Annotated in this window: 22 protein-coding genes; 16 read left to right on the top strand and 6 right to left on the bottom strand. The window is 65.9% G+C overall.

From position 1 onward, the window contains the following. Positions 1 to 7: 7 nt before the first annotated feature. Complete coding sequence (locus tag EAH73_RS20335) at positions 8 to 484, bottom strand: VOC family protein (RefSeq protein ID WP_140469272.1); 477 nt, start codon at positions 482 to 484, stop codon at positions 8 to 10. 363 nt (positions 485 to 847) lie between these two features. On the opposite strand from EAH73_RS20335, the gene EAH73_RS20330 reads away from it, so the two are divergent. The 4 genes from EAH73_RS20330 (at position 848) to EAH73_RS20315 (ending at position 6,121) form a co-directional block, all read left to right on the top strand. Next, entirely contained in the window at positions 848 to 2,596 is a 1,749-nt protein-coding gene (locus tag EAH73_RS20330) for a glycoside hydrolase family 15 protein (protein ID WP_140469271.1), read from the top strand. Between the two features lie 167 nt (positions 2,597 to 2,763). Next, positions 2,764 to 3,642, top strand: coding sequence for an SDR family oxidoreductase (locus EAH73_RS20325; protein ID WP_140469270.1), 879 nt, complete (start codon positions 2,764 to 2,766; stop codon positions 3,640 to 3,642). Positions 3,643 to 3,849: 207 nt separating this feature from the next. Beyond that, on the top strand, positions 3,850 to 4,416 hold the full coding sequence (locus tag EAH73_RS20320; RefSeq protein ID WP_140469269.1) for a gluconate 2-dehydrogenase subunit 3 family protein: 567 nt from the start codon (positions 3,850 to 3,852) through the stop codon (positions 4,414 to 4,416). Next, a complete protein-coding gene (locus EAH73_RS20315; RefSeq protein ID WP_140469268.1) occupies positions 4,403 to 6,121 on the top strand; it encodes a GMC oxidoreductase in 1,719 nt (572 codons plus the stop codon). The genes EAH73_RS20320 and EAH73_RS20315 overlap by 14 nt, the downstream gene beginning before the upstream one ends. Positions 6,122 to 6,141: 20 nt before the next feature. On the opposite strand, the gene EAH73_RS20310 is transcribed toward EAH73_RS20315, so the two are convergent. Beyond that, positions 6,142 to 6,663, bottom strand: coding sequence for a GNAT family N-acetyltransferase (locus tag EAH73_RS20310; RefSeq protein WP_317129400.1), 522 nt, complete (start codon positions 6,661 to 6,663; stop codon positions 6,142 to 6,144). Positions 6,664 to 6,737: 74 nt separating this feature from the next. Here EAH73_RS20310 and EAH73_RS20305 point away from each other — a divergent pair, with 74 nt between their 5' ends. Beyond that, positions 6,738 to 7,382: a class I SAM-dependent methyltransferase gene (locus EAH73_RS20305; protein WP_140469267.1), complete on the top strand. Its 645-nt coding sequence runs from the start codon at positions 6,738 to 6,740 to the stop codon at positions 7,380 to 7,382. A gap of 10 nt (positions 7,383 to 7,392) precedes the next feature. Here EAH73_RS20305 and EAH73_RS20300 read toward each other — a convergent pair whose 3' ends face one another. Beyond that, positions 7,393 to 8,238 carry an ion transporter gene (locus EAH73_RS20300; RefSeq protein ID WP_140469266.1) on the bottom strand — a complete coding sequence of 282 codons (846 nt, stop codon included), beginning with the start codon at positions 8,236 to 8,238 and terminating at the stop codon, positions 7,393 to 7,395. 128 nt (positions 8,239 to 8,366) lie between these two features. Between EAH73_RS20300 and EAH73_RS20295 the strand changes: the two genes are divergently transcribed. Next, entirely contained in the window at positions 8,367 to 9,479 is a 1,113-nt protein-coding gene (locus EAH73_RS20295; RefSeq protein ID WP_140469265.1) for a glycoside hydrolase family 43 protein, read from the top strand. Between the two features lie 86 nt (positions 9,480 to 9,565). On the opposite strand, the gene pncA is transcribed toward EAH73_RS20295, so the two are convergent. Further along, entirely contained in the window at positions 9,566 to 10,183 is a 618-nt protein-coding gene (gene pncA, locus EAH73_RS20290; RefSeq protein WP_140469264.1) for a bifunctional nicotinamidase/pyrazinamidase, read from the bottom strand. A gap of 126 nt (positions 10,184 to 10,309) precedes the next feature. On the opposite strand from pncA, the gene EAH73_RS20285 reads away from it, so the two are divergent. After that, positions 10,310 to 11,047, top strand: a complete 738-nt coding sequence (locus EAH73_RS20285) for an SDR family oxidoreductase (protein WP_140469263.1) — start codon at positions 10,310 to 10,312, stop codon at positions 11,045 to 11,047. Between the two features lie 83 nt (positions 11,048 to 11,130). On the opposite strand, the gene EAH73_RS20280 is transcribed toward EAH73_RS20285, so the two are convergent. Beyond that, positions 11,131 to 12,024, bottom strand: coding sequence for a dienelactone hydrolase family protein (locus EAH73_RS20280; protein WP_240047352.1), 894 nt, complete (start codon positions 12,022 to 12,024; stop codon positions 11,131 to 11,133). Between the two features lie 349 nt (positions 12,025 to 12,373). On the opposite strand from EAH73_RS20280, the gene EAH73_RS20275 reads away from it, so the two are divergent. From EAH73_RS20275 to EAH73_RS20235, 9 genes are all read left to right on the top strand, one after another. Beyond that, entirely contained in the window at positions 12,374 to 13,807 is a 1,434-nt protein-coding gene (locus tag EAH73_RS20275) for an anthranilate synthase component I family protein (protein ID WP_140469262.1), read from the top strand. A gap of 28 nt (positions 13,808 to 13,835) precedes the next feature. Further along, positions 13,836 to 14,405, top strand: a complete 570-nt coding sequence (locus EAH73_RS20270; RefSeq protein ID WP_140469261.1) for an anthranilate synthase component II — start codon at positions 13,836 to 13,838, stop codon at positions 14,403 to 14,405. Positions 14,406 to 14,512: 107 nt separating this feature from the next. Further along, the gene (gene trpD, locus EAH73_RS20265; protein ID WP_140469260.1) at positions 14,513 to 15,508 is read left to right on the top strand and encodes an anthranilate phosphoribosyltransferase; all 996 of its coding nucleotides are present in this window, start codon (positions 14,513 to 14,515) and stop codon (positions 15,506 to 15,508) included. Positions 15,509 to 15,604: 96 nt separating this feature from the next. Then, entirely contained in the window at positions 15,605 to 16,447 is an 843-nt protein-coding gene (gene trpC / locus EAH73_RS20260; protein ID WP_140469259.1) for an indole-3-glycerol phosphate synthase TrpC, read from the top strand. Positions 16,448 to 16,468: 21 nt separating this feature from the next. Next, complete coding sequence (locus tag EAH73_RS20255; RefSeq protein ID WP_140469258.1) at positions 16,469 to 17,164, top strand: phosphoribosylanthranilate isomerase; 696 nt, start codon at positions 16,469 to 16,471, stop codon at positions 17,162 to 17,164. Positions 17,165 to 17,212: 48 nt separating this feature from the next. Continuing rightward, positions 17,213 to 18,421, top strand: coding sequence for a tryptophan synthase subunit beta (trpB, locus tag EAH73_RS20250; protein WP_140469257.1), 1,209 nt, complete (start codon positions 17,213 to 17,215; stop codon positions 18,419 to 18,421). Between the two features lie 179 nt (positions 18,422 to 18,600). Further along, complete coding sequence (gene trpA / locus EAH73_RS20245) at positions 18,601 to 19,377, top strand: tryptophan synthase subunit alpha (protein ID WP_140469256.1); 777 nt, start codon at positions 18,601 to 18,603, stop codon at positions 19,375 to 19,377. A gap of 17 nt (positions 19,378 to 19,394) precedes the next feature. Continuing rightward, on the top strand, positions 19,395 to 20,399 hold the full coding sequence (gene aroF / locus EAH73_RS20240) for a 3-deoxy-7-phosphoheptulonate synthase (protein ID WP_140469255.1): 1,005 nt from the start codon (positions 19,395 to 19,397) through the stop codon (positions 20,397 to 20,399). Positions 20,400 to 20,669: 270 nt separating this feature from the next. After that, entirely contained in the window at positions 20,670 to 21,407 is a 738-nt protein-coding gene (locus EAH73_RS20235; protein ID WP_140469254.1) for a phenylalanine-4-hydroxylase, read from the top strand. Positions 21,408 to 21,488: 81 nt separating this feature from the next. On the opposite strand, the gene EAH73_RS20230 is transcribed toward EAH73_RS20235, so the two are convergent. Next, positions 21,489 to 22,790, bottom strand: a complete 1,302-nt coding sequence (locus EAH73_RS20230; protein ID WP_140469253.1) for an ABC1 kinase family protein — start codon at positions 22,788 to 22,790, stop codon at positions 21,489 to 21,491. Positions 22,791 to 22,848 lie beyond the last annotated feature (58 nt).

Raw genomic sequence — 22,848 nt, 5'->3', positions numbered from 1 at the left:
CGGCGGGCTAGAACTTGTCGTCGTTCACCTCCAGCCAAAAATTGTCGGGGTCTTGCAAATACACTTGCTTGATGCCATCGGGGCGGACGGTGGTAATGCGCTGCTCGCCCTTCCAAGCCCCGTAGCGCACCTTGGTTTGGTCGAGGTGCGCCATGAAGGCAGGCAAGTCCTTCACCCGGAACGCCATGTGGGTGTTGATGTCGTGCTCCTCGACCCGCGCCGCGCCCTGGATGATGTGCAACTGGCTGTGGGGCCCCGTGCGGAACCACACGTGCTTGCCGTCTTTGAACGGCTCCGGGATTTCCTGTAGGTTCATCACGTCGCGGTAAAACGCCGTGCTTTTGCGCAGGTCATACACGTACAGGGCCGTGTGGTTCACGGCCACGGGCACGTCCTGGGCCCGGGCCGGGGCAGCGCCCAGGCCAAGCGCGCCGAGCGTGAGCCCGCTGCCGGCCAATAGTTTTCGGGTGAGAGCAGGTAGCATCGTGGGGGTTGGGGTGGGAAGGAAGATGCGGCGCCAAGGGCGGTGATCGAAGCAAATGTAGCGGCTGCGGCACGGGCACGGGGCCGACGGCCGCGCCCCCGCCCGGGGCCAGGCGCAGGTGCCGCTTGGTGCCGGCGCGCACGGCCAGTACGCCAAGTATTTCCCGGCGCGCCGAAGCCCGTGGGGTTGGGCTTTTCGAGGCGCTTGCGTTTCCGGCTCGGGGCCTCGGCGCCGGCCGGCCGTATCCGGCGGGCGTGCGCAAAAATTGTCGCTAGCCCAGACGTTGCAGTAGGCGCTGCGTATTCTGGGGGCAAGGGGCCCCGCGCTGGCTGGCGTGGGGCCCCGGCCCACCCAACGTCCGTAATGATAGCCCAACCGTCCATTCATTCGCTGGCCGTCGTCAGCGACCGCCGCACGTGCGCCCTGCTCGACCAGGCGGGCACGCTGTGCTGGTACTGCCCGCAGCGCTTCGACAGCAGCGCCGTTTTTTCGTTGCTGCTCGATGCCGAGCAAGGCGGCTACTGGTCCGTGCGCGGGCCCGGGCAGCAGTTTGTGCGCCGTGCCTACGCCGAGCGCAGCAGCGTGCTCACCACCGAATTCACGGTGGACGGCCAGCCGTTCAGCGTCACCGACTGGATGCCATTGGAGGCCGATTTCACCGGGTTGTGCCGCGAGTTTTCGGCCGCGCCGGCTCCGGTAATTGTAGCCCTGCGGCTGCGACCCGACTACGGCCTGCAAGCGGCGCCCGCTGGGGCCCCGGCGGGCGCCACCGCGGCGAGCTTCCCGGCGCTGGGGCTGTGGCTGCGGGCTTCGCACCCCGTGCGCCAGGTCGGCGATACCCTTGAGTTCACGGTGCCCGCCGGCGAAACGGGCTGGGCCGTGCTGGCCGATTCGGAAGCCGCGGCGGCGGGCCTCACGGCGGCGCGCGTGGGGGCCGTGCGCGCCCAAACCCTGCACGCCTGGCGCGCAGTGGCCGACCTGCTGCACTACGAGGGCCCCTACGAGCGGCAGGTGCTGGACTCGGTGCGGGCGGTGCAGCAGCTCACTTACGCGCCCACCGGCGGCATCATCGCGGCGCCCACCACCTCACTGCCCGAAGTGCCGGGCGGCGCGCGCAACTACGACTACCGCTACGTGTGGATGCGCGACGTGGGCCTGATCGTCAGCGCGTTGGTGCAGCTGGACGACGTGGGGCGGCCCGAGAAAAGCTTCCTGGCATTCGCCGCGGAAGCCCTGCACGAAAACCAGCAGCAGTACTTCACCCCGTTCTACGCCGTCGACAAAACGGTGGTGGAAGGGGTGCGCGAGTTAGACCTGGCCGGCTACCAGAGCAGCCGGCCGGTGCAAGTCGGTAACGGCGCCACCGGCCAGCTCCAGCTCGACGCCCACGCCAACGTGCTGCTGGCTGCCAAACTCATCTACGACCGGTTTGGCGAGCGGCAGCAGTGGCCGATGGTGGCGCAGGTGGCCGATTTCCTGGCCGACAACTGGCAGCGCGACGACAACGGCATCTGGGAAGAGGACGCCACCAAGGCCTACACGTCGTCGAAGGTGCTGGCGGCCCGGGGCCTAGAGTTCGTGGCCGAGTACGCCGACGAGCCCACGGCGGCGCGCTGGCGGGCGGCCGCGGTGGACATCCGCACGTTTGTGCAGCAGCACTGCCTCACCGCCACGGGCGCCTACGCCGTGTACCCCGGTTCGCAGGACGTGGACCTGACGGCCGTGCAGTACACGCTGTGGACCTACTGCGCGCCCGACAGCCCGGAAATGCTGGCCACCGTGGCCGAAATTGAGCAGCACTGGGGCCGCGACAACCTGTACTGGCGCCGGCTTGAGGAGTTCGACGCGCACAAGGAAGGCGCCTTCCTAGCAGGCACTTGCTGGGTAGCGCACTACTACGCCGTGGCCGGCAACGTGGACAAGGCCCGCGCCATCATCGAGGCGGTGCTGCGCTACCAGAACGACCTGGGCTTCTTTGCCGAGGAAGCCGGCGTGGACAGCGGCGAGCAGATGCTCGGCAACTTCCCGCAAACCTTCGTGCACTCCTCGTTCATCTGCGCTGTGTACGGCCTGCGGCAAGCCCTGGCGGGCAAAGACAGCCGTGTGCGCTAGCTGAGCATTAATGTACTTCGGGGCCCTTACTGCAAGTTGTTTGGGTAGCCATGTAGGGCCCCGCGGGCAAAGGCGGAAGCAGAAAAATAACAATGTTTTTTTGGCTTTTGCTGGCCGCTGGGGGCCCCGGCGCGTAGAATTTATTCATCTACCAAGCAACATAACCGATGAGCACCGAGCAAAACGAACCACGGCCCACCAACAGCGAAATCAATCCCCAGCCCATGGCGTACCCCACCAGCGAGGGGGACATGGACGAGAAGCCCGACTGGGATTTATCTAATTATAAGCCCGCTGGCAAACTCACCGGCAAGGTGGTCCTGGTCACGGGCGGCGACTCGGGCATTGGCCGGGCCGTGGCGCTAGCCTTTGCCATGGAAGGCGCCGACGTGGCCGTGGTGTACCAAACGAACGCCGACGACGCCGCCGTAGTGGGCAAGGCCGTGGAAGCGCAGGGCCGCAAGTTCCTGGCCATCCAAGCCGACGTGCGCTCGGCCGCCGAGTGCCGCGAGGCCGTGCGCCGCACCCACGCCGAGTTGGGCGGCTTCAACATTTTGGTGAACAACGCCGCCTACCAGCAGGGTTACGAACACTTCGAAACCATCCCGGAGGAGAACATCCACCGCACGTTCGACACCAATATCAAGGGCTATATTTTCATGGCCCAGGCTGCCATTCCGTTCCTGACGGAAGGCGACTCCATCATCAACACCGGCAGCATTGCCGGCCTGGTGGGCAACCAGCACCAAGTCGATTACGCCTCCACCAAGGGCGCCATCCACACCTTCACCAAGAGCCTGGCCGCGTACCTGGGCGAGAAGAAAATCCGGGTGAACGCCGTGCTCCCGGGGCCCATCTGGACGCCGCTCATCCCCGGCACCATGCTGAAGGAAGACCTGAAAAAGTTTGGCGACGAAACCATGCTCGGCCGCCCCGGCCAGCCCGAAGAACTGGCGCCCGCCTACGTGTACTTTGCCTCGCAAGACGGCAGCTACTCCACCGGCAGCCTGTTGGAAGTGACCGGCGGCATGCCCAAGGGCGGCTGAGGGCCCCCGCGTACCCCTACCGAACATTACAAAAAGGGCACCCCGCGGGGTGCCCTTTTTTGGTGGCCGGCCCGGCCTCGGGGCCCCGGCCCGAGTGCTAGGAAACGCTCATTTATTGATACAAAATGGACGGGCACCGCCCGCGCGGACGGGCAAATGGTGGGAAATTCATAATTTGCTGGGCTTCCCACCGCCAACGCCTTTGCTATGAACCGGCGCACCGCCCTTAAAAACTTTGCCCTCGTGGCCGGCGCCGCGGCGCTGCTGCCCGCCTGCTCGCACCCCCCGGCCGAGCTGCCGGCCTCCGTGCCGCTGCGGCACCTGGGCGTGAACGCCCGCCAGGAAAAAACGCTGGCCGAGGTCTGCGAAACCATCTTGCCCAAAACCGACACGCCCGGCGCCAAGGACCTGGGCGTGCACCTGTACGCGCTGCGGATGCTGGACGACTGCGCCGGCCCGGCCGAGCAGCGGGCGTTTGAGGCCGGTCTGGGCCAGCTCGACGAGGCGGCCCGGCAGCGCCACGCGCAGCCGTTTTTAGGGTGCAGCCCGGCCCAGCGGCTGGCGCTGCTGCAAGGCATCGAGCAGGGCAAAGGCTTCCCCGATGACCTGGTGAGCTTTTACAAAACGGCCAAGCGGCTGACGGTGTCGGGCTACACCGGCAGTAAGTATTTTTTGACCCAACAGATTGTGTACGAGCTCGTGCCGAGCCGCTACAACGGCTACTTCCCCATCAAAGACATCAACCTGTCCAAACCCCGCCATGGCCAATCTTAACATCGACAGCGTGAAGGCGCAGACCTACGACGCCATCGTTATTGGCTCGGGTATCGCCGGCGGCTGGGCGGCCAAGGAGCTGACCGGCAAGGGCTTGAAGACGCTGGTGCTGGAACGCGGCCGCGACGTGCAGCACCTCAAAGACTACCCCACCACCAACATGATGCCCTGGGAATTTTCGCACCGCGGGGCCGTGCCCGCCGACGTGAAGGAGGCCAACCCGGTCATCAGCCGGTGCTACGCTTTCCGCGAAGACGCCATGCACTTCTTTGTGAAGGACACCGAGCACCCCTACGTGCAGGAAAAGCCGTTCGACTGGATCCGGGGCTACCAAGTGGGCGGCAAGTCACTGATGTGGGCCCGGCAAACCCAGCGATGGAGCAACTTCGATTTTGAGGGCCCCGCGCGCGACGGCTTCGCCGTGGACTGGCCCATTCGCTACAAGGACGTGGCCCCGTGGTACAGCTACGTGGAGAAGTTTGCCGGCATCAGCGGGCACGCCGACGGCTTGGCCGAGCTGCCCGACGGCGAGTTCCTGCCGGCCTTCCCGCTGAACGCGGTGGAGGATTATTTCCGCCAGCAGGTCAAGCAAAAATTCCCCAGCCGCCACGTCATCAGCGCCCGCTGCGCGCACCTGTCCAAGCCCAACCCTGTGCACTACGAGCAGGGCCGGGCGCAGTGCCAAAACCGGGTGCTGTGCCAGCGCGGCTGCCCGTTCGGCGGCTACTTCAGCAGCAACTCCAGCACGCTGCCCTGGGCCCAGAAGTCGGGCCTGCTCACGCTCAAGCCCAACCAGGTGGTGCAGGCCATTCTGTACGACGAGCAGAAGCAGCGCGCCACCGGCGTGCGGGTGGTGGACACCCACACCAAGGCCACCACCGAGTACTACGCCCGCATCGTGTTCGTGAACGCTGGGGCCCTGAACACCAACTTGTTGCTGCTTAACTCGACCTCGCACCGCTTCCCGCAGGGCCTGGGCAACGACAGCGGGGTGCTGGGCAAGTACGTGGCCTTCCACAACTACAGCGCCCACATAACGGGCGAGTACGCCGGCGCCAAGGACCTGACCACCGACGGGCGCAACCCGGCCGGCGGCGGCTACATCCCGCGCTTCCGCAACGTGTTCAAGCAGGAAACCAACTTCCTGCGCGGCTACGCCGCCGGCCTGGGGGCCCACCGCGGCCTCGACCACACCGAGCACGCCATCGGCAACGGGTTCAAGGATAGTATTTTGCACCCGAATTTTGGGCCCTGGACCGTGGGCTCGCACATGATGGGCGAAACCATCCCCAAGGAAACCAACCACGTGCGCCTCGATGGGGCCCGCAAGGACGAGTGGGGCATGCCGCTGCTCAACATTTCGGTGGCCTACGACGACAACGACGCCAAAATGAAGCAGGACTACTTCGACCAGCTCAGCGAAATGTTCACCCAGGCGGGCTTCACGAACATCAAAACCGAGGATTCGGGCCAGGCCCCGGGCCTTGATATCCATGAGATGGGCGGCGTGCGCATGGGCCGCGACCCCAAAACGTCGCTCCTCAACGAGTGGAACCAGCTGCACGCCTGCCCCAACGTGTTCGTGACCGACGGCGCCTGCATGACCTCGACCTCCACTCAAAACCCCTCGCTTACCTACATGGCCCTCACGGCCCGCGCCGTGGACTACGCCGTGAAGGCCGCCCGCGGCGGGGGCGTGGTGTAGGGCCCCGGGGCCCCAGCGGGCTACACTGCTTTTTCCAATGCCACCAGCACCAGCGGCTGGCGGGGCCGGCCGAAGCGCGTGGTGTCGGGGAACGGCTCGGTGGCGCCGGTGCGTACGTAGCCGCGGCGCTCGTACCAGGCCAGCAGCTCGGAGCGGGCCGCTACGACGGTGATTTTCAAGTGCGTGCAGCCTTGCTGCCGGGCCTGGGCTTCGGCGGCTTCGAGCAGGCGGCGGCCCAGGCCGTGCGCCTGCGCGGCGGGGGCCACGGCCAGCGTGCCCAGGTACAGGCGGGGGCCCTGCGCCTGCAGGTACACGCCGCCCACCAGCTGCCCGCCGGGCCCCTCGGCCAGCAGAAACCCGCCGCCCGGGGCCCCCAGCATGTCGTGCAGCGCGGCCTCGTCGATGCGGGGCCCGTCGAGCAGGTCGGCCTCGGTGGTCCAGGCTTTGCGGGAGGCCGCGCCCCGGTAGGCGTCGTTGACGAGGGCGGCCAGCGCGGGCACGTCGGCGGCGGTGGCGGGGCGAAGGGTAGGGGCGGGCAGCACGGCGCAAAAGTAGGCGGCCGGCGCAACCCCCGGGGGCCCCGGGCCCGTTTAGCCCGCAGCCACTGCCCCTTTCTATGACCCCCGACGACGCTCACGCCATTCCGCCCGAAGCTTTCCGCCGCCAAGACGAAGCCCCCGACGCGCAGTTTTACCAGGCCCCGCGCTTCGTGACGCACATCGACGCCGGGGCCATTGCTGCCGTCACGCAGCTCTACCGCGAGTACTTTTCGGCCGGCGGGGCCCTGCTCGACCTCATGAGCAGTTGGGTGAGCCACCTGCCCGCCGACGTGCCCTACCGCCGCGTGGCGGGCCTGGGCATGAACGCCGCCGAGCTGCGCGCCAACCCCCGCCTCACCGAGCGCGTGGTGCAGGACCTCAACCAAACGCCCGCGCTCGAATTTGCGGATAATGAGTTCGATGGCGCCGCCATCTGCGTGTCCATCGACTACCTCACCCAGCCCGTGGCGGTGCTGCGCGAGCTGGCCCGCGTGCTGCGGCCCGGGGCCCCGCTGGTCGTCACGTTCTCCAACCGCTGCTTCCCGAGCAAGGCCATTGCCGCCTGGCACGCCCTCGACGACCGCGGCCACCTGGCCCTGGTGCGGCGCTTTTTGCTGGCCGCTGGCGGCTGGGAACACATAGAATTGCTCGACCGCAGCCCCCGCGCCGGCGACCCGCTGTTTGCGGTGGTGGCGCGGGCGGCGGGGGCCCCGGCGGCGTAGGGCCCCGGCGCTACACGCCGTGGCCGCAGCGCCAGCAAAAGGCAGCGTCGGGCCGGTGGCCGGTGGCCTGGCACTGCGGGCAGGCGGCCTGCTTGTAGGGCAGGGACCCCGGCGCAGCCCCCGGCGCGGCGGGCGTGGCCATTTGGGCCGATACGATGCCCGTGGGCACGGCGATGATGGCGTAGCCCAAAATCATGAGCAGCGAGGCCAGCGTCTGGCCGGGCACGGTGCGGGGCGAAATGTCGCCGTAGCCCACCGTCGTCACCGTCACAATAGCCCAGTACACGCTTTTGGGGATGCTGGTGAAGCCGTTGGCGCCGCCTTCCACCACGTACATCAGCGTGCCCACCACGATGGCCAGTGTGAATACGGCCGTCAGGAAGACGAAGATTTTGAAGCGGCTGGCCCGCAGCGCCGTCACGATGAACTCGCCTTCGCCCACGAACTGCCCCAGCTTGAAAATGCGGAACACCCGCAGCAGCCGCAGCGTGCGGATGACCAGCAGGTAGCGGCTGCCCGCCAGCGCCAGCGCCGCCAGCGTGGGCACAATGGCCAGAAAGTCGATGACGCCCAGTAGGCTGAACGCGTAGGCCAGCGGCTGGCGCACCACCAGCAGCCGGGCCAGGTACTCGGCAATGAACAGCACCGTAAAGCCCCACTCCACGGCCAGCAGCGCGGGGCCGTGCTGCGCGTGCACGGCCTGCACGCTGTCGAGCATCACCGCCAACACGCTGAGGATGATGGCGAAGAACAGGATTATGTCGAACACGCGGCCCGCGCGGGTGTCCGTTTCGAAAATAACGCGGTAGAGCGTGTTTTGCCAGCCGGGCGCGGCGCTGCGGGGTTCAATTTTCATGGGATCAGAAGCAGGGCCGCCGCGCCGGCAAGGCACAGCAAACCAGGCGAAACTATCGTTAACGAGACCGATAGGCAGCGCTAAAAATGGGCGTGTACCTTGCGCAAACAACGATTTACTCCGTAAAAATGCTCCGTACTTTCTTCTCCCGCCGCCCGGCCTTGCTGCTGGCGGTGCCCGCCCTGCTCGCCGCCTGCCAAGGCCAACCCGCCGAACAGAAGGCTGCCGCCACCGACGCCGCCGCGTCCGGCGCCAAGGCCGACTCGACCGGCAAAAAATACCTGGCCCAGCCGTTGGTGCGCGACATCTATACCGCCGACCCGTCGGCGCACGTCTTCAACGGCAAAATCTACATCTACCCCTCGCACGACATTGAGGCGGGCATTCCGGAGAATGACAAGGGCGACCACTTCGCCATGCGCGACTACCACATCCTGTCAATGGACAGCATCGGCGGCAAGGTGACCGATAATGGCGTGGCCCTCGACACCAAGGACATTCCGTGGGCCGGCCGCCAGCTTTGGGCCCCCGACGTGGCATTCAAAAACGGCACCTATTACTTGTACTTCCCGCTGAAGGACAAGCAGGACGTGTTCCGCATCGGCGTGGCCACCAGCCCGTCGCCCACCGGCCCGTTTAAGGCCGAGGCCGCGCCCATCGCCGGCAGCTTCAGCATCGACCCCGCCGTGTTTGCCGACGCCGACGGCAAGGCCTACATGTACTTCGGGGGCCTGTGGGGCGGGCAGCTCCAGCGCTGGGCCACCGGCAAGTACAACGCCGCCGCGCCCGAGAAAAAGCCCGACGGCAACGAGCCCGCCGTGGGGGCCCGGGTGGCCCTGCTCAGCCCTGACATGAAGCACTTCGCCGGCCCGGTGAAGGAAATCACCATCCTCGATTCGCTCGGCAAGCCCCTGCTGGCCAAGGACAACACCCACCGCTTCTTCGAGGGCGGCTGGCTGCACAAGTACCAGGGCAAGTACTACTTCTCGTACTCGACCGGCGACACGCACTTGCTGGTGTACGCCGTGGGCACCTCGCCCTACGGCCCCTTCACCTACAAAGGCGTGATTATGAAGCCCGTGGAAGGCTGGACGACGCACCACTCCATCGTCGAGTTCAAGGGCAAGTGGTACATCTTCTACCACGACACCCAGCTGAGCGGCAAAACCTGGCTCCGCAACGTGAAAGTGACCGAGCTCAAGCGCAACCCCGACGGTAGCATCGTCACCATCACCCCGTAGGTTCTCATCAACAGTAACGGCTGAAAAGGCCGTCATGCAGCGCGTAGCGAAGCATGGCGGCCTTTTGGCGTTGTTGGTGTTGTGCGCTACGGCTCGCGCAAGCCGGCGTGGCTGGTTTGCACCAGGGCCCCCAGGGCCAGCAAATCCTGCTTGGCGGCCTGCCAGCCGGCGTCCGAAATGGCGCGGGTGGCGTCTTCCAGCACCACGGCTTCGAAGCCCTCGGCCAGCGCGTCTTTGGCGGTGAAGTACACGCAGTAATCGGCGGCCAGGCCGGCCACGTACACCCGCGTGATGCCGCGGCCGCGCAGGTAGGCCCCCAGGCCGGTAGTTTTTAGGTGGCCGTTGTCGAAGAAGGCGCTGTATGAATCGATGGCCGGATCGGTGCCTTTGCGGAAGATGGCCTCCACGCGGTCCGTGTTCAGGGCGGCGTGCAGGGCGGCGCCGGGCGTGCCCTGCACGCAGTGGTCGGGCCACAGCATTTGGGGGCGGCCCTGCCACTCAATTTCGGTGAAGGCCGCGTGGCCCGGGTGGGTGGTGGCGAAGCTGCGGTGCCCAGCCGGGTGCCAGTCCTGCGACGCCACCACGAGGTCAAATTTCGGCTGCAATTCATTGAGCTGCGCGACGATGGCGTCGCCCGCGGGCACGGCCAGTGCGCCGCCGGGCACGAAATCATTTTGCACGTCAATCAGCAGCAGAGCGTTCATGGGCGGGGGAGGGGCGAAGGATTCGGGGCCCGAAAAGTAGGGCCCCGGCGCCAAAACCCGGCCGCTGCGCCAGTTGTTGGGGCCCCAGCCGGGCGGAGCGCCCGATTTCCTTTCTCGTCTACCAACATGAACCTCTCCAACAACACCGTCCTGATTACCGGCGGCGCTTCCGGCATCGGCCTGGCGCTGGCCGCCCGCTTCCTGCACGCCGGCAGCACCGTCATCGTCTGCGGCCGGCGGGCCGACAAGCTGGCCGAGGCCCAGCGGCAGCACCCCGGCCTGCACACCCGCGTGGCCGACGTGGCCGATGCCGCCGACCGCGAAGCCCTGGCCGCCTGGGCCACCGCCGAGTTTCCCGCCCTCAACGTGCTGGTGAACAACGCTGGTATCCAAAACCGCCTGTCCCTGCTCGACGAAACCGTGGCCTGGGAAACCCGCCGCCAAGAAATCGCCATCAACTTCGACGCGCCCATTCACCTGGCCACGCTGCTCGTGCCGCACCTGCGCCAGCAGCCCGGCGCGGCCGTCATCAACGTCACCTCGGGCCTGGCCTTCGCGCCCATGGCGATGATGCCGGTGTACTGCGCCACCAAAGCGGCGCTGCACTCGCTCACGCTTTCGCTGCGGCACGAGCTGGCGGCCGTAGGCGTGCAGGTGCTCGAAATCGTGCCCCCGGCCGTGAACACCGACCTCGGGGGTCCCGGCCTGCACACGTTTGGCGAGCCCCTCGACGCCTTCGCCGACGCCGTAATGGCCCGCCTCGCCGCCGGCGAGCAAGAGGTGGGCTACGGCTCTTCGGAGCAGTCGCGCCTGGCCTCGCGCGCCGAACTGGATGCCACTTTTCAGCGCATGAATAACCGCTAAGCCTGGGGCCCTAGCGTCAACAGAAAAGGCCACCTGGAGTACTCCAGGTGGCCTTTTCTGTAGTGAAAGCGTGGGAAAGCTGCTTACGCTTTCTTGGCCACTTTGGCGTTGGCAAACTTCGTTTTCAGGTACGCCAGGGCGAGCTTGTGGGCGTCGGCCGCGTCGTCCTGCTTGTACTTGGGGTTCGAGGGGTTGGCGAAGGCGTGGTCGGCGTCGTAGCTCTTGATGGTCAGCTTCTTGCCGGCGGCGGCCATATCCTTCTGGAACTGCGCTACTACCTCGGGGTTGATCCACTTGTCTTGCGTGGCGAAGATGCCCAACACGTCGGTATTCAGTGACTTAAGGCGCGCCACGTTCTTCTCCGGCATGCCGTAGTACATCACGCAGCCCACCGTTTGCTTGCCGCCGAGCAGGGCTTCCTGCAGGCTCCAGCCGCCGCCGAAGCACCAGCCGATGGAGGCAAACGCCGCCTTGGGCCCCGCGTAGGCCTCCGCGCCCTTAAGGATGGCGGTAGCGCGCTCTGTTTTCACGGCGGCCATGTACTGGCCGGCTTCGGCCTGGGTGGTGGCCACCTTGCCGTCGTACAAATCCACGGCGATGACGTTGACGCCGGGCAGCTCCTGGGCGTACTGCGCAGCTTCCTTCTTGATGTAATCGTTTAGGCCCCAGTACTCGTGGATGACGAACAGGTACTTGTTGCTGGGCGTGGCGCTCTTGATTTCGAAGCCGTGGCCATCGGTGCCGTCCGCAGTTTTGAAGGCAATGGTTTCGCCCGCGCCCTGGTAGGTGTAGGGCAGCGGCGTGTCGTGGCTGTTCACGAACTCTTCGCTGGAAGCCAGCATAGCGAAGGTTTCGGTGGCGGCCACGGGCTTGGCGCAGCAGCTGGCCATGGGGGCCATCGGGGCGAGTTTCTGGGCCGAAGCGGGGGCGGCCAGCAGGGCCAGGGCGGCCCCGGCGGCGAGGAAAAACTGTTTCATCGGTGTTGGATGGAGGTAAGAATTACTTGGAGTGGCTGGTTAAGCAAAGCAGAACGGTAATTGTTTGCTTGTGGCCAAAGGCCGCGCTACGCGCTGGGTTTGGTAATCTGAAAACCGCGCTTACCTTTGCCCCGTCGCCAGCAATTGCTGGGGGCCCTGTTTTGACCATGACCGCACAATTTATCGCTCAAGCTTGGTGGTGGCCGCTCCGTACTTCCGGACCGGACAGCCAGTGCGCGCGGTAAAATCAGTGCTTGATTTTACTACCTCTCACGAAAGCCCGGCCGCCCAGCCGGGCTTTTTGCATATCCGGCCGGGGCCCAATCCCAGCTTGTCTTCGCCTTTTTCAATGCCTGCCCAACCCCACCAGCTCCGCACCCGCCACCGCCGCCTGCTCGCCGACACTGTGACGCCCGTGGGCCTGTACCTGCGCCTGCGCGACCACTACGCCAACTGCCTGCTGCTGGAAAGCGCCGACTACCACGGCCAGCAAAACGCCTTCAGCTACCTCGTGTGCGAGCCGCTGGCCACCTTCGAGCTGCGCCGCGGCGGCGTGCTGCACCAAACCGGGCCCCACGGCCAAGCCACCACCGAGCAGCTGGCCGAGCCCCGCGAAGCCCTGGCCCGGCTGCACGCCTTCGCCGCCGGCTTTGTGCCCGACGCCGCGGCCCCCGCGTTCCCGTTCATCAGCACCGGCCTGTTTGGCTACCTGGGCTACGAGGCCGTGCAGGCCTTCGAGGACGTGGCGCTGAATCCCGCCAAGGTGCCGGCCGGCGACATCCCGCCGATGCGCTACGGCGTGTACCGCTACGTTATTGCCTTCAACCACTTCCGCCAGGAGCTGCACATTTTCGAGCACAGCACCGACGGCGCCGAAGCTTCGGCCGATGGCCTCGACCGCCTCGAAAATCTGGTGCGTAACCCCGGCGTGCCGGCCTTCGATTTTGCCCTGAGCGGGGAGGAAAGTACCAACCAAACCGACGCCGAGTTCCTGGCGCGGCTGGCCCAGGGGCAGGCCCACTGCCACCGCGGCGACGTGTTCCAGATTGTGCTCTCGCGGCGCTTTCAGCAAGGATTTACCGGCGACGAGTTCAACGTGTACCGCGCCCTGCGCTCCATCAACCCCTCGCCGTACCTGTTCTACTTCGACTACGGCGACTACAAAATCTTCGGCTCCTCGCCCGAAGCGCAGCTGCGCGTGCAGGGCTCCGAGGCCAGCCTGTATCCCATTGCCGGCACCTACCGCCGCACCGGCGACGACGCCGCCGACACTGCCGCCGCCCAGCGCCTGGCCGCCGACCCCAAGGAAAACGCCGAGCACGTGATGCTCGTGGACCTGGCCCGCAACGACTTGGCCCGCCACGGCACCGACGTGCAGGTGCGCACGCTGCGCGAAATTCAGTTCTACTCGCACGTCATCCACCTCGTCAGCCACGTCACGGCCCAGCTGCTGCCGGGCGCCGACACGCTGCAAGTGGTGGCCGACACCTTCCCGGCCGGCACGCTCTCCGGGGCCCCCAAGCACCGCGCCGTGCAGCTCATCGACGGCCTGGAGCCCACCGCCCGCGGCTACTACGGCGGGGCCCTGGGCCACCTCGGCTTCGACGGCAGCTTCAACCACGCCATCATGATCCGCTCCTTCCTCAGCCACGCCAACCAGCTCTACTTCCAGGCCGGCGCGGGCGTGGTGGCCGCGTCGGACATCAACTCCGAGCTGAACGAAGTGCACCACAAGCTGGGGGCCCTGCGCCAGGCCTTGAAAGCCGCCGCCGACGTGCGGTAGCCTTTTGCAACCAGTGAATTAGCAAGCCATGAAAATCCTCGTTCTCGACAACTACGACTCCTTCACCTACAACCTCGTGCAGCTGCTGCGCGAGCTGGGCCACGGCGCCGACACCACCGTTATCCGCAACGACAAGCTGGCCCTGGAAGCCGTGGACGCCTACGACGCCGTGCTGCTCTCGCCGGGCCCCGGCGTGCCGGCCGAGGCGGGGCTGATGCCGCAGATCATTGCGAAATACGCGCCCACCAAGCGCATCCTGGGTGTGTGCCTGGGCCACCAGGGCCTGGCCGAAAGCTTCGGCGCGGCCCTCTACAACCTGCCCGCCGTGGTGCACGGCGTGGCCACGGCCGCCGACGTGACCGTGCCCGACGAAAAGCTGTTCCGGGGCCTGCCGCCGCGCTTTCAGGTCGGCCGCTACCACTCGTGGGCCGTGCGCCCCGAAACCGTGCCCGCCGAACTGGAGGTAACGGCCCTCGACGCCGGCGGCGAAGTAATGGCCCTGCGCCACCGCCGCTACGACGTGCGCGGCGTGCAATTCCACCCCGAAAGCATCCTCACCGAGCACGGCCCGGCCATGCTGAAAAACTGGCTGAGCTAATGCCGTAGCGTGGACTCTGCGAGTCCGCGCGTTTGAACGGTGCCAAACAATACCTAGCAATGACTACCACGCGCGGACTCGCAGAGTCCACGCTACAATCCGCAGTTGTGAAACAGATCCTCACCAAACTATTTGACCAGCAGCCCCTGACGCAAGCCGAGGCCCACGCCGCCATGCGCCAGCTGGGCGAGGGCGGGGCCAACCCGGCCGAGACGGCGGCCTTCCTGGCCGTGTACCGGATGCGGCCCATCACGGTGGCCGAGCTGGGCGGCTTCCGCCAGGCGCTGCTGGAGCTGTGCCGCGACCCGGAGCTGGGCACCCACGAGCTGGTAGACATTGTGGGCACCGGCGGCGACGGCAAAAACACGTTCAACATCTCCACGCTGGCCTGCTTCGTGGTGGCCGGGGCGGGGGTGAAGGTGGCCAAGCACGGCAACTTCGGCGTGTCGTCGGTCAGCGGCTCGTCGAACGTGCTGGCGCACTTCGGCGTCGATTTTGAGGACCGGCCCGGCCGGTTGCGGCGGCAGCTCGACGAGGCCGGCATCTGCTTCCTGCACGCCCAAACCTACCACCTGGCCATGCGCCACGCCGGCCCGGTGCGCCGCGAGCTGGGGCTGCGCACGTTCTTCAACATCCTGGGGCCCCTGGTGAACCCGGCCCGGCCCAACGCGCAGGTACTCGGCGTATTCAGCCTCGAGTTGCAGCGCGTGTACCACTACTTGCTGCAGCCCACCGGCACTCGCTACGCCGTGGTGCACGCCCTGGACGGCTACGACGAGCTCTCCCTCACCGACGCCGCCAAGGTGGTGACCGGCTACGAAGGCGAGCAATTGCTGACGCCCGCCGGCCTGGGCCTGCACGCCGCCACCCTGGCCGAACTGGCCGGGGGCCCCACGGTGGCCGCCGCCGCCGCCGTGTTTGAAAACATCCTCAGCGGCCAGGCCACGCCCGTGCAGCGCGACGTGGTGACGGCCAACGCCGCCCTGGCCCTGCGCTGCGCCCGTCCCGGCCTGGCCTGGCCCGAAGCCCTGGCCCAAGCCCGCGAATCGCTAGACTCGGGGGCCGCCCGCGGCGCGTTCCAGCGGATGCTGGCCGCGCAGTAGCAACAACTTTAGGGCCCCGGGCTTGTCTTCGTCACTGATTCCCGTCAATAACCGTTTAATACGCTGCGAGCCCCGGTTCGCGTCAGCCATACCTATATGAGTGCATCCACCCCCACCATCCTCGAGCGCATCGTGGCCCACAAGCGCGGCGAAGTGGCCGAGCGCCGCGAGCTGCGCCCGCTGAAGTTTCTCGAAACCAGCCTCTACAACCAGGCCCAGCCGCTTTCGCTGCGGCACTACTTGCAGCGGCCGGGCAGCAGCGGCCTCATCGCCGAGTTCAAACGCAAGTCGCCTTCGCAGGGCTGGATCAACCGCTACGCGCCGGTGGAGCGCACCACGCTGGGCTATATGCAGGCTGGCGCGGCGGGCCTGTCGGTGCTCACGGACGGCGAGTTTTTTGGCGGCGGCAATGAGGACCTGACCACGGCCCGGCGCTTCAATTTCTGCCCCATCCTGCGCAAAGATTTTGTGGTGGACGAGTACCAAATTCACGAAGCCCGTAGCGTGGGGGCCGACGTGGTGCTGCTCATCGCCGCCGTGCTCACGCCCACCGAAATCCTCACCCTGGGCCGCCTGGCCAAAAGCCTGGGCCTGGAAGTGTTGCTCGAAGTGCACGACGGTGAAGAGCTGGCCCGCAGCCTGCACCCCGACGCTGTGGACCTAGTGGGCGTGAACAACCGCAACCTGCACGACTTCACCCTGAACCTCGACACGTCATTGGGCCTAGCCGAAAGTATTCCGGCCGAGTTTGTGAAAGTGTCGGAGAGCGGCATCAGCCAAGCTAAGTCCATTATGCAGCTGCGCGGCGCGGGCTACCAGGGCTTTTTGCTCGGCGAAACATTCATGCGCCACAGCCGGCCCGAACGCGCCTGCGCCGCTTTGGTGCAGGAGCTGGTGGCCGCTGGCGCAGTAGCCGCCGGGGCCCCCGCGCTGGCCTAATACCCTAGCTACCACCATCCCATGCAAACGCCCGCCCCGCCGCCCGCCGCCCCGCCCTGCCCCGAAGCCGCGTTCCCGCGCCTGCTGGTGAAAGTGTGCGGCATGCGCGAAGCCGCCAGCCTGGCCGCCGTGGCCGACCAGGGCCCCGACTTCCTGGGGTTCATCTTTGCGCCGGCCTCGCCGCGCTACGTGGGCGACGTACTCACGCCCGACCTGGTGCACGGCCTGCCCGAGCATGTGCAGCGCGTGGGCGTGTTCGTAGATGCGCCCACCGCGCAGGTGCTGGCCATCGCGTACCGCTTCGGCCTGAATTACGTGCAGCTGCACGGCCATGAAACTCCGGCCCAGTGCGCCGAAATCCGGGCGGCCGGCCTGCGGGTCATTAAGGCATTTGGAGTGGGGGAGGGCTTCGATTTTGACACCCTGGGGCCCTACGTACCGCACTGCGACTTCTTCCTCTTCGACGCCCTGGGCCCCGCGCCGGGCGGCAACGGCCGGGTGTTTGACTGGCGCGTGCTGGAAAAGTACCCCTGGCCCGTGCCCTACCTGCTGGCTGGCGGCCTGCGCCCCGAGCACGCGGCCGTGGTGCGCAACCTTCAGCTGCCCGGCCTGGCCGGCATCGACCTCAACAGCGGCCTCGAAACTGCCCCCGGTGTGAAAGACCCCGCCCGGGTCGCGGCATTTTTCGACGGACTGGGCCGGTCGGCGGCCGCGTAGCGCCTTTTGTATCTGCAATTAAACGAGCGCGTTGCCGCTCCATCTGCCATGACCCCATCTGCCATTACTTCTTACCAAATCCCCACGGCCCGCGGCTACTACGGCGAATTCGGCGGCGCCTTCGTGCCCGAAATGCTGTTCCCAAACGTGGAAGAGTTGCGCACGCAGTACGAGGAAATCCTGGCCTCCGAAAGCTTCCGTACCGAGTACGAGCAGCTGCTACGCGACTACGTGGGCCGGCCCACGCCGCTGTTTGAGGCCCACCGCCTCTCCGAGAAGTATAATACCCGCGTGTTTCTTAAGCGTGAAGATTTGTGCCACACCGGGGCCCACAAAATCAACAACACCGTGGGCCAGATCTTGCTGGCTAAGCGGCTGGGCAAAACGCGCATCATTGCCGAAACTGGGGCTGGCCAGCACGGCGTGGCCACCGCCACGGTGTGCGCCCTGATGGGCCTACCCTGCGTGGTGTACATGGGCTCGGTAGACATTGAACGCCAGGCCCCTAACGTGGCTCGCATGCGCCTGCTCGGGGCCGAAGTGCGCCCCGCCGTCAGCGGCAGCCGCACCCTGAAAGACGCCACCAACGAGGCCATCCGCGACTGGATTGCCAACCCCGTCGACACGCACTACATCATCGGCTCGGTGGTGGGGCCCCACCCGTACCCCGACCTGGTGGCGCGCCTCCAGGCCGTCATCAGCGAGGAGATGCGCAAGCAGCTGCTTGAGAAAACCGGCTCCGAACTGCCTGATTACGTGGTGGCTTGCGTGGGCGGGGGCTCCAACGCCGCCGGGGCGTTCTACCACTTCCTCGACGAGCCCAGCGTGCAGCTGGTGGCGGTGGAGGCGGCCGGCCACGGCATCCACTCGGGGCACTCGGCGGCCACGTCGGTGCTGGGCACGCCGGGCATCATCCACGGCAGCCGCACGCTGCTGATGCAGGACGCCGACGGCCAAATCACGGAGCCCTACTCGCTGAGCGCCGGCCTCGACTACCCCGGCATTGGGCCCCTGCACGCCTGGCTGGGGGCCAGCGGCCGCGCCCGCTTCATCGCCGTCACCGACGACGAGGCCCTGGCCGGCGTGCGCGAGTGCTCGCGCCTCGAAGGCATCATTCCGGCCCTCGAAACGGCCCACGCCCTGTTTGCTCTCGGCCAGCTCGGCGCGGGCCCCAACGACGTGGTGGTGGTCAACCTCTCCGGCCGCGGCGACAAAGACCTGGAGACGTACATGAAAAACTTCGATAAGCTGGCGTAGCGCAAGGCTTTTAGCGCGAGGTTTCGCAGGGTTAAGACAGGTTTCGCTGACTCAGCCGACCGCGCCGTTTCGTTGAGCGAAACCTGTTTTAATTCTGCGAAACCCTGCGCTGGAAACCCATTCCAACCCGCCGCAACCCGCCCGCGGAACCTATTTTAACCCTGCGAAACCTCGCGCGAATGAACCGCATCCAAACCGCCTTCGAGCAGAAGAAAAACCTGCTTAATATTTACTTCACTGCCGGCTACCCGGCCCTGGCCGACACGCTGCCGCTGGCGCAGGCCCTGGTGGCCGCCGGGGCCGATATGCTGGAAATCGGCATGCCGTTTTCCGACCCGCTGGCCGATGGGCCCGTTATCCAGCATAGCAGTACGCTGGCCCTGGCCAACGGCATGAACATCAAAACGTTGTTTGGCCAGCTGGGGCCCCTGCGCGCCGCCCTGCCCGACACGCCGGTACTGCTCATGGGCTACCTCAACCCGGTGCTGCAATTTGGCATTGAAAATTTCTGCCGCGAAGCCGCCGCGGCGGGCGTCGATGGCGTGATTCTGCCTGACTTGCCAGTGGCCGAGTACGAGGAGGAATATGCCGACACGTTTCGCCGCCACAACCTGCGGCCGGTGTTCCTCATCACCCCCCAAACCAGCGAGGCCCGCATTCGCCACCTCGACGGCATCAGCGAGGCGTTTTTGTACCTGGTGTCGGGCCCCGGCACCACCGGCGGCACCGGCCCGGCCGACACCACTGCGCAAGATGCTTATTTCCAGCGCGTAGAAGGCATGGGCCTGAAAACGCCGCGCCTCATCGGCTTCGGCATCGCCGACAAGGCCTCGTACCAGCGCGCCTGCGCCCACGCCGACGGCGCCATCATTGGCTCGGCCCTCATCAAAGCCCTCGAAGGGGCCCCAGACGCCCCGGCCGCGGCGGCCGCTTTCGTCGCCAGCATCAAGAATTAAGCTCTCAACCCACCCGTATGATTCTGCAACTCGAACCCCAGGCCTCCGTGCCCGCCCTGGCGGCGCACCTGGCTGAACAGGGCTACAAAACCACCGACGTTACCACCCAGCACGCGCACTACTTGGTGGCCATTGGGAAGAAAGAATTCGACATTCGCACCATCGGCCAGCTGCCGGGCGTGCGCGACGTGCATCAGGTATCGGATGATTACCAGCTGGTTAGCCGTAAGTGGCGCGTAAAACCCACTGTGATTGACTTGGGTGACGGCGTAACCATCGGCGAGGGCAGCTTGGCGCTGTGCGCCGGCCCGTGCAGCATCGAGAGCGAGGCCCAAATGGAAAAGGTGATGGACCACCTGCTCGAAAACGGCGTGCGCCTGATGCGCGGCGGCGTGTTCAAGCCCCGTTCGTCGCCCTACGCCTTTCGCGGTTTAGGAATGGATGGTCTTCGATTATTCCATCAATTGGCCCGGGCCCGGGGCATCAAAATCGTGACCGAAGTAATGCAGGTGTCGCAGGTTGAGGAGATGCACGACTACGTGGACGTGTTTCAGGTGGGGGCCCGCAATACCCAGAACTACAACCTGCTCGACGCGCTGGGCGGCGTGGACAAGCCGGTGCTCATAAAGCGCGGCATTTCGGGCTCAATCGAGGAACTGCTATCGTCGGCCGAGTACGTGTTTTCGGGTGGCAACGAGAAGCTGATTCTCTGCGAGCGGGGCATCCGCACGTTCGAGACGGCTAGTCGCAACACGTTGGACTTGAACGCGGTGCCCATCCTGAAAGAGAAAACCCATTTGCCCGTGGTGGTCGACCCCAGCCACGGCATTGGCCTGCGCGACTACGTGCCCGCCATGGCCCTGGCCGCCGTGCTGGCCGGCGCCGACGGCATCCTCTACGAAGCCCACGAAACGCCCGAAACCGCCGCTTCCGATGGCCAGCAGACGCTGGATTTCGCCGAATCAGGCCGTCTCATCCGCAACTTGCGCCGGGTGTACGCCCTGCGTGGCGAGCTGGAATAGGGCCCCCGGGGCCTCAAACCTTTTTAGTTAAAGTTTGATTAAAGGAATCGGATATTCTAAGATTGTTCCTATCTTCGTCCCAGTAATGAAGCTCCAAGCCGCGAAATACGTCCGCCTAATGATTAATTGCCCCAAGCGGGGCAACGGCGGGCTACGCGCGGTACTATGGAACTACGAAGTATGAAACTACTTCTTCCTTAAGAACCTCCAAAAGCCCGATTCCGCCAGGAAGTCGGGCTTTTTTTCGCCCCACCCACCAAGTGTTCAGCTATGTTAACGCAATCCCGTGCCCCCCGCTATTCTCCCCAGGACCAGCTGGTTTGGAAGGTATTGTTTGATCGCCAGACGGCCCTGCTGCACCGGCGCGCCGTGCCGGCCTTCAGCGCCGCCGTGGCCCAGCTCGGGTTGCGCCGCGAGGCCATTCCCGACCTACCCGCGCTCAGCGCCGAAGTGTTCCGGCGCAGCGGCTGGCAGCTGGTGCCGGTGGGGCAGTCGCTGGGCCCCGAAGTTTTCTTCAAGTACTTGGCCGAGCGGCAGTTCCCGGTGATGACCCGCATCCGGCCGATGCGCGATTTCGACTTCAGTCCTGAGCCCGACCTGTTCCACGACCTGTTTGGGCACGTGCCGATGCTGCTCGATGCGCACTTTGCCGATTTCCTGCACACGCTGGGGCTCGCCGCCCAGGCCCTGTGCCCCGACGACGCGGTGGCCCGCCGCGAGCTGTGGGCCCTGTACTTCTTCACGGCCGAGTTTGGGCTGGTACTGCACGATGGCAAGCCGCACCTGTACGGGGCCGGGCTGCTCTCATCAGCTGGCGAAATCCACCACTGTGTAAACGAGGCCACCCCCCGTCCCGCCTTCGACGTGGAAACCGTGCGGCGTACGCCGGTGCTCGGCACCCGTTTTCAGGACCAGTATTTCGTGCTGCCCACGTGGGAAGAATTGGCCGAATGCGCCGGTGAATTAGCAGGCTTGCTGGTACCCGTGTCGCACCGCACTGCCGCCTGATAATTAAGTCATTACGCACAAAATAAACAGGGCCCCCACGCGCAGTAGGGGCCCTGTTTATTTTGTGCGTAAGCTGAAAAATTACGCCGTGCGCACTTCCGCCTTTAGCTCCGTGAGCAGGGCAAACAGGCCCACATAGGTGCGGTTGAGGTAGATGAAGTGGGCGGAGCCGCGGGGCTCGCGCTGCTGGCGCAGCTCCGGGTCGGCCATCAGGTCGTCGCCTAGGGCATATAGCGCGGCCATGTAAGCCGGGTCGCCGAAGTCGAACACCGGTTGGCGGAAAGGGCGGCCCACCAGCTCCAACGAACTGCGCAGCGTGCGCAGATACAGGGCCTGCATGGGGGCGGAGTCGCTGGCGCGCAGCACGTTGGCTTCGGTGAGCAGGGCGCGGAGGCGGGCCTCGTCGGCGAAGGTTTCGGGGGCCAGCAGGGTGGTAAACTGGTGGTATACGTCGGCGGGCACCTCCTTCACGCAGCCAAAGTCGAGCACGCCGAGCGTGCCACCGGCTTCGGCGCGCAGCAGGAAGTTGCCGGGGTGCGGGTCGGCATGCACTTGGCGCAAGTCGTTGAGCTGGAACTGGTAGAAGTCCCACAGGGCCTGGCCGAGCTGGTTGCGCACGGCCTGGCTGGGGCCCTGGGCCAGGAACTCCTTGAGATGCTGGCCGGGCAACCAGTCCATGCTAAGGATGCGCGGGCTGGACAATTCGGGGTAATAGCGCGGGAACTGCAGGTGCGCCAGGTGGGCGCAGCGGGCCGCAATGTCCTGGCCGCGGCGCAGTTCCAAAGCGTAGTCGGTTTCCTCAATAAGCCGCGCCTCCACTTCTTCGAGGTACGGGCGCACCTGGGTTTCGCTCAGGCCCATTACGCGCAAGGCAATGGGCTTCACGAGGTTGATGTCGGACTTGATACTGGCGGCCACGCCAGGGTACTGCACTTTTACGGCCAGGTCGCGGCCGTCCTTGCGGGCAAAATGCACTTGGCCGATGCTGGCCGCCTGCCGTGCTGCGGGCTCAAACTCGTCGAATACCTGAAATGGCGACTTGCCAAACGCGTCTCGAAACGCCTTGATGACCAAGGGCCCCGAGAGCGGCGGCGTTTGGTACTGGGCCTGGGCAAACTGGTCGGAGTAAGCCGTGGGCAGCATGTTCTTCTCCATCGCCAGCATCTGCGCCACCTTCAGCACGGAGCCCTTCATCTCGCTCAGGGCCCCGTACAGCTCGGCCGCGTTGGCGGTGTGCAAGTCCTCCATTGACGATTCGGCGCCGACGGCTTTCTTGGCGTAGTGCTTCACATAATTGGCCCCCACGTTCAAGCCAGTGCGGGCGAAGCGGGCGGCCCGGGCCACTTTGGTGGTGGGCAGGGAAGTGAGCGGCTGATCGGACATTGATTTTATTAATTAATAATCGAAACTAGCTTCTCTAGGCAATGAATAAATTAGGACG

This window comes from Hymenobacter nivis (genome assembly GCF_006439025.1).
GTDB classification, from domain to species: Bacteria; Bacteroidota; Bacteroidia; order Cytophagales; family Hymenobacteraceae; genus Hymenobacter; species Hymenobacter nivis_A.
This window is presented reverse-complemented; position numbering and strand designations above follow the sequence as displayed.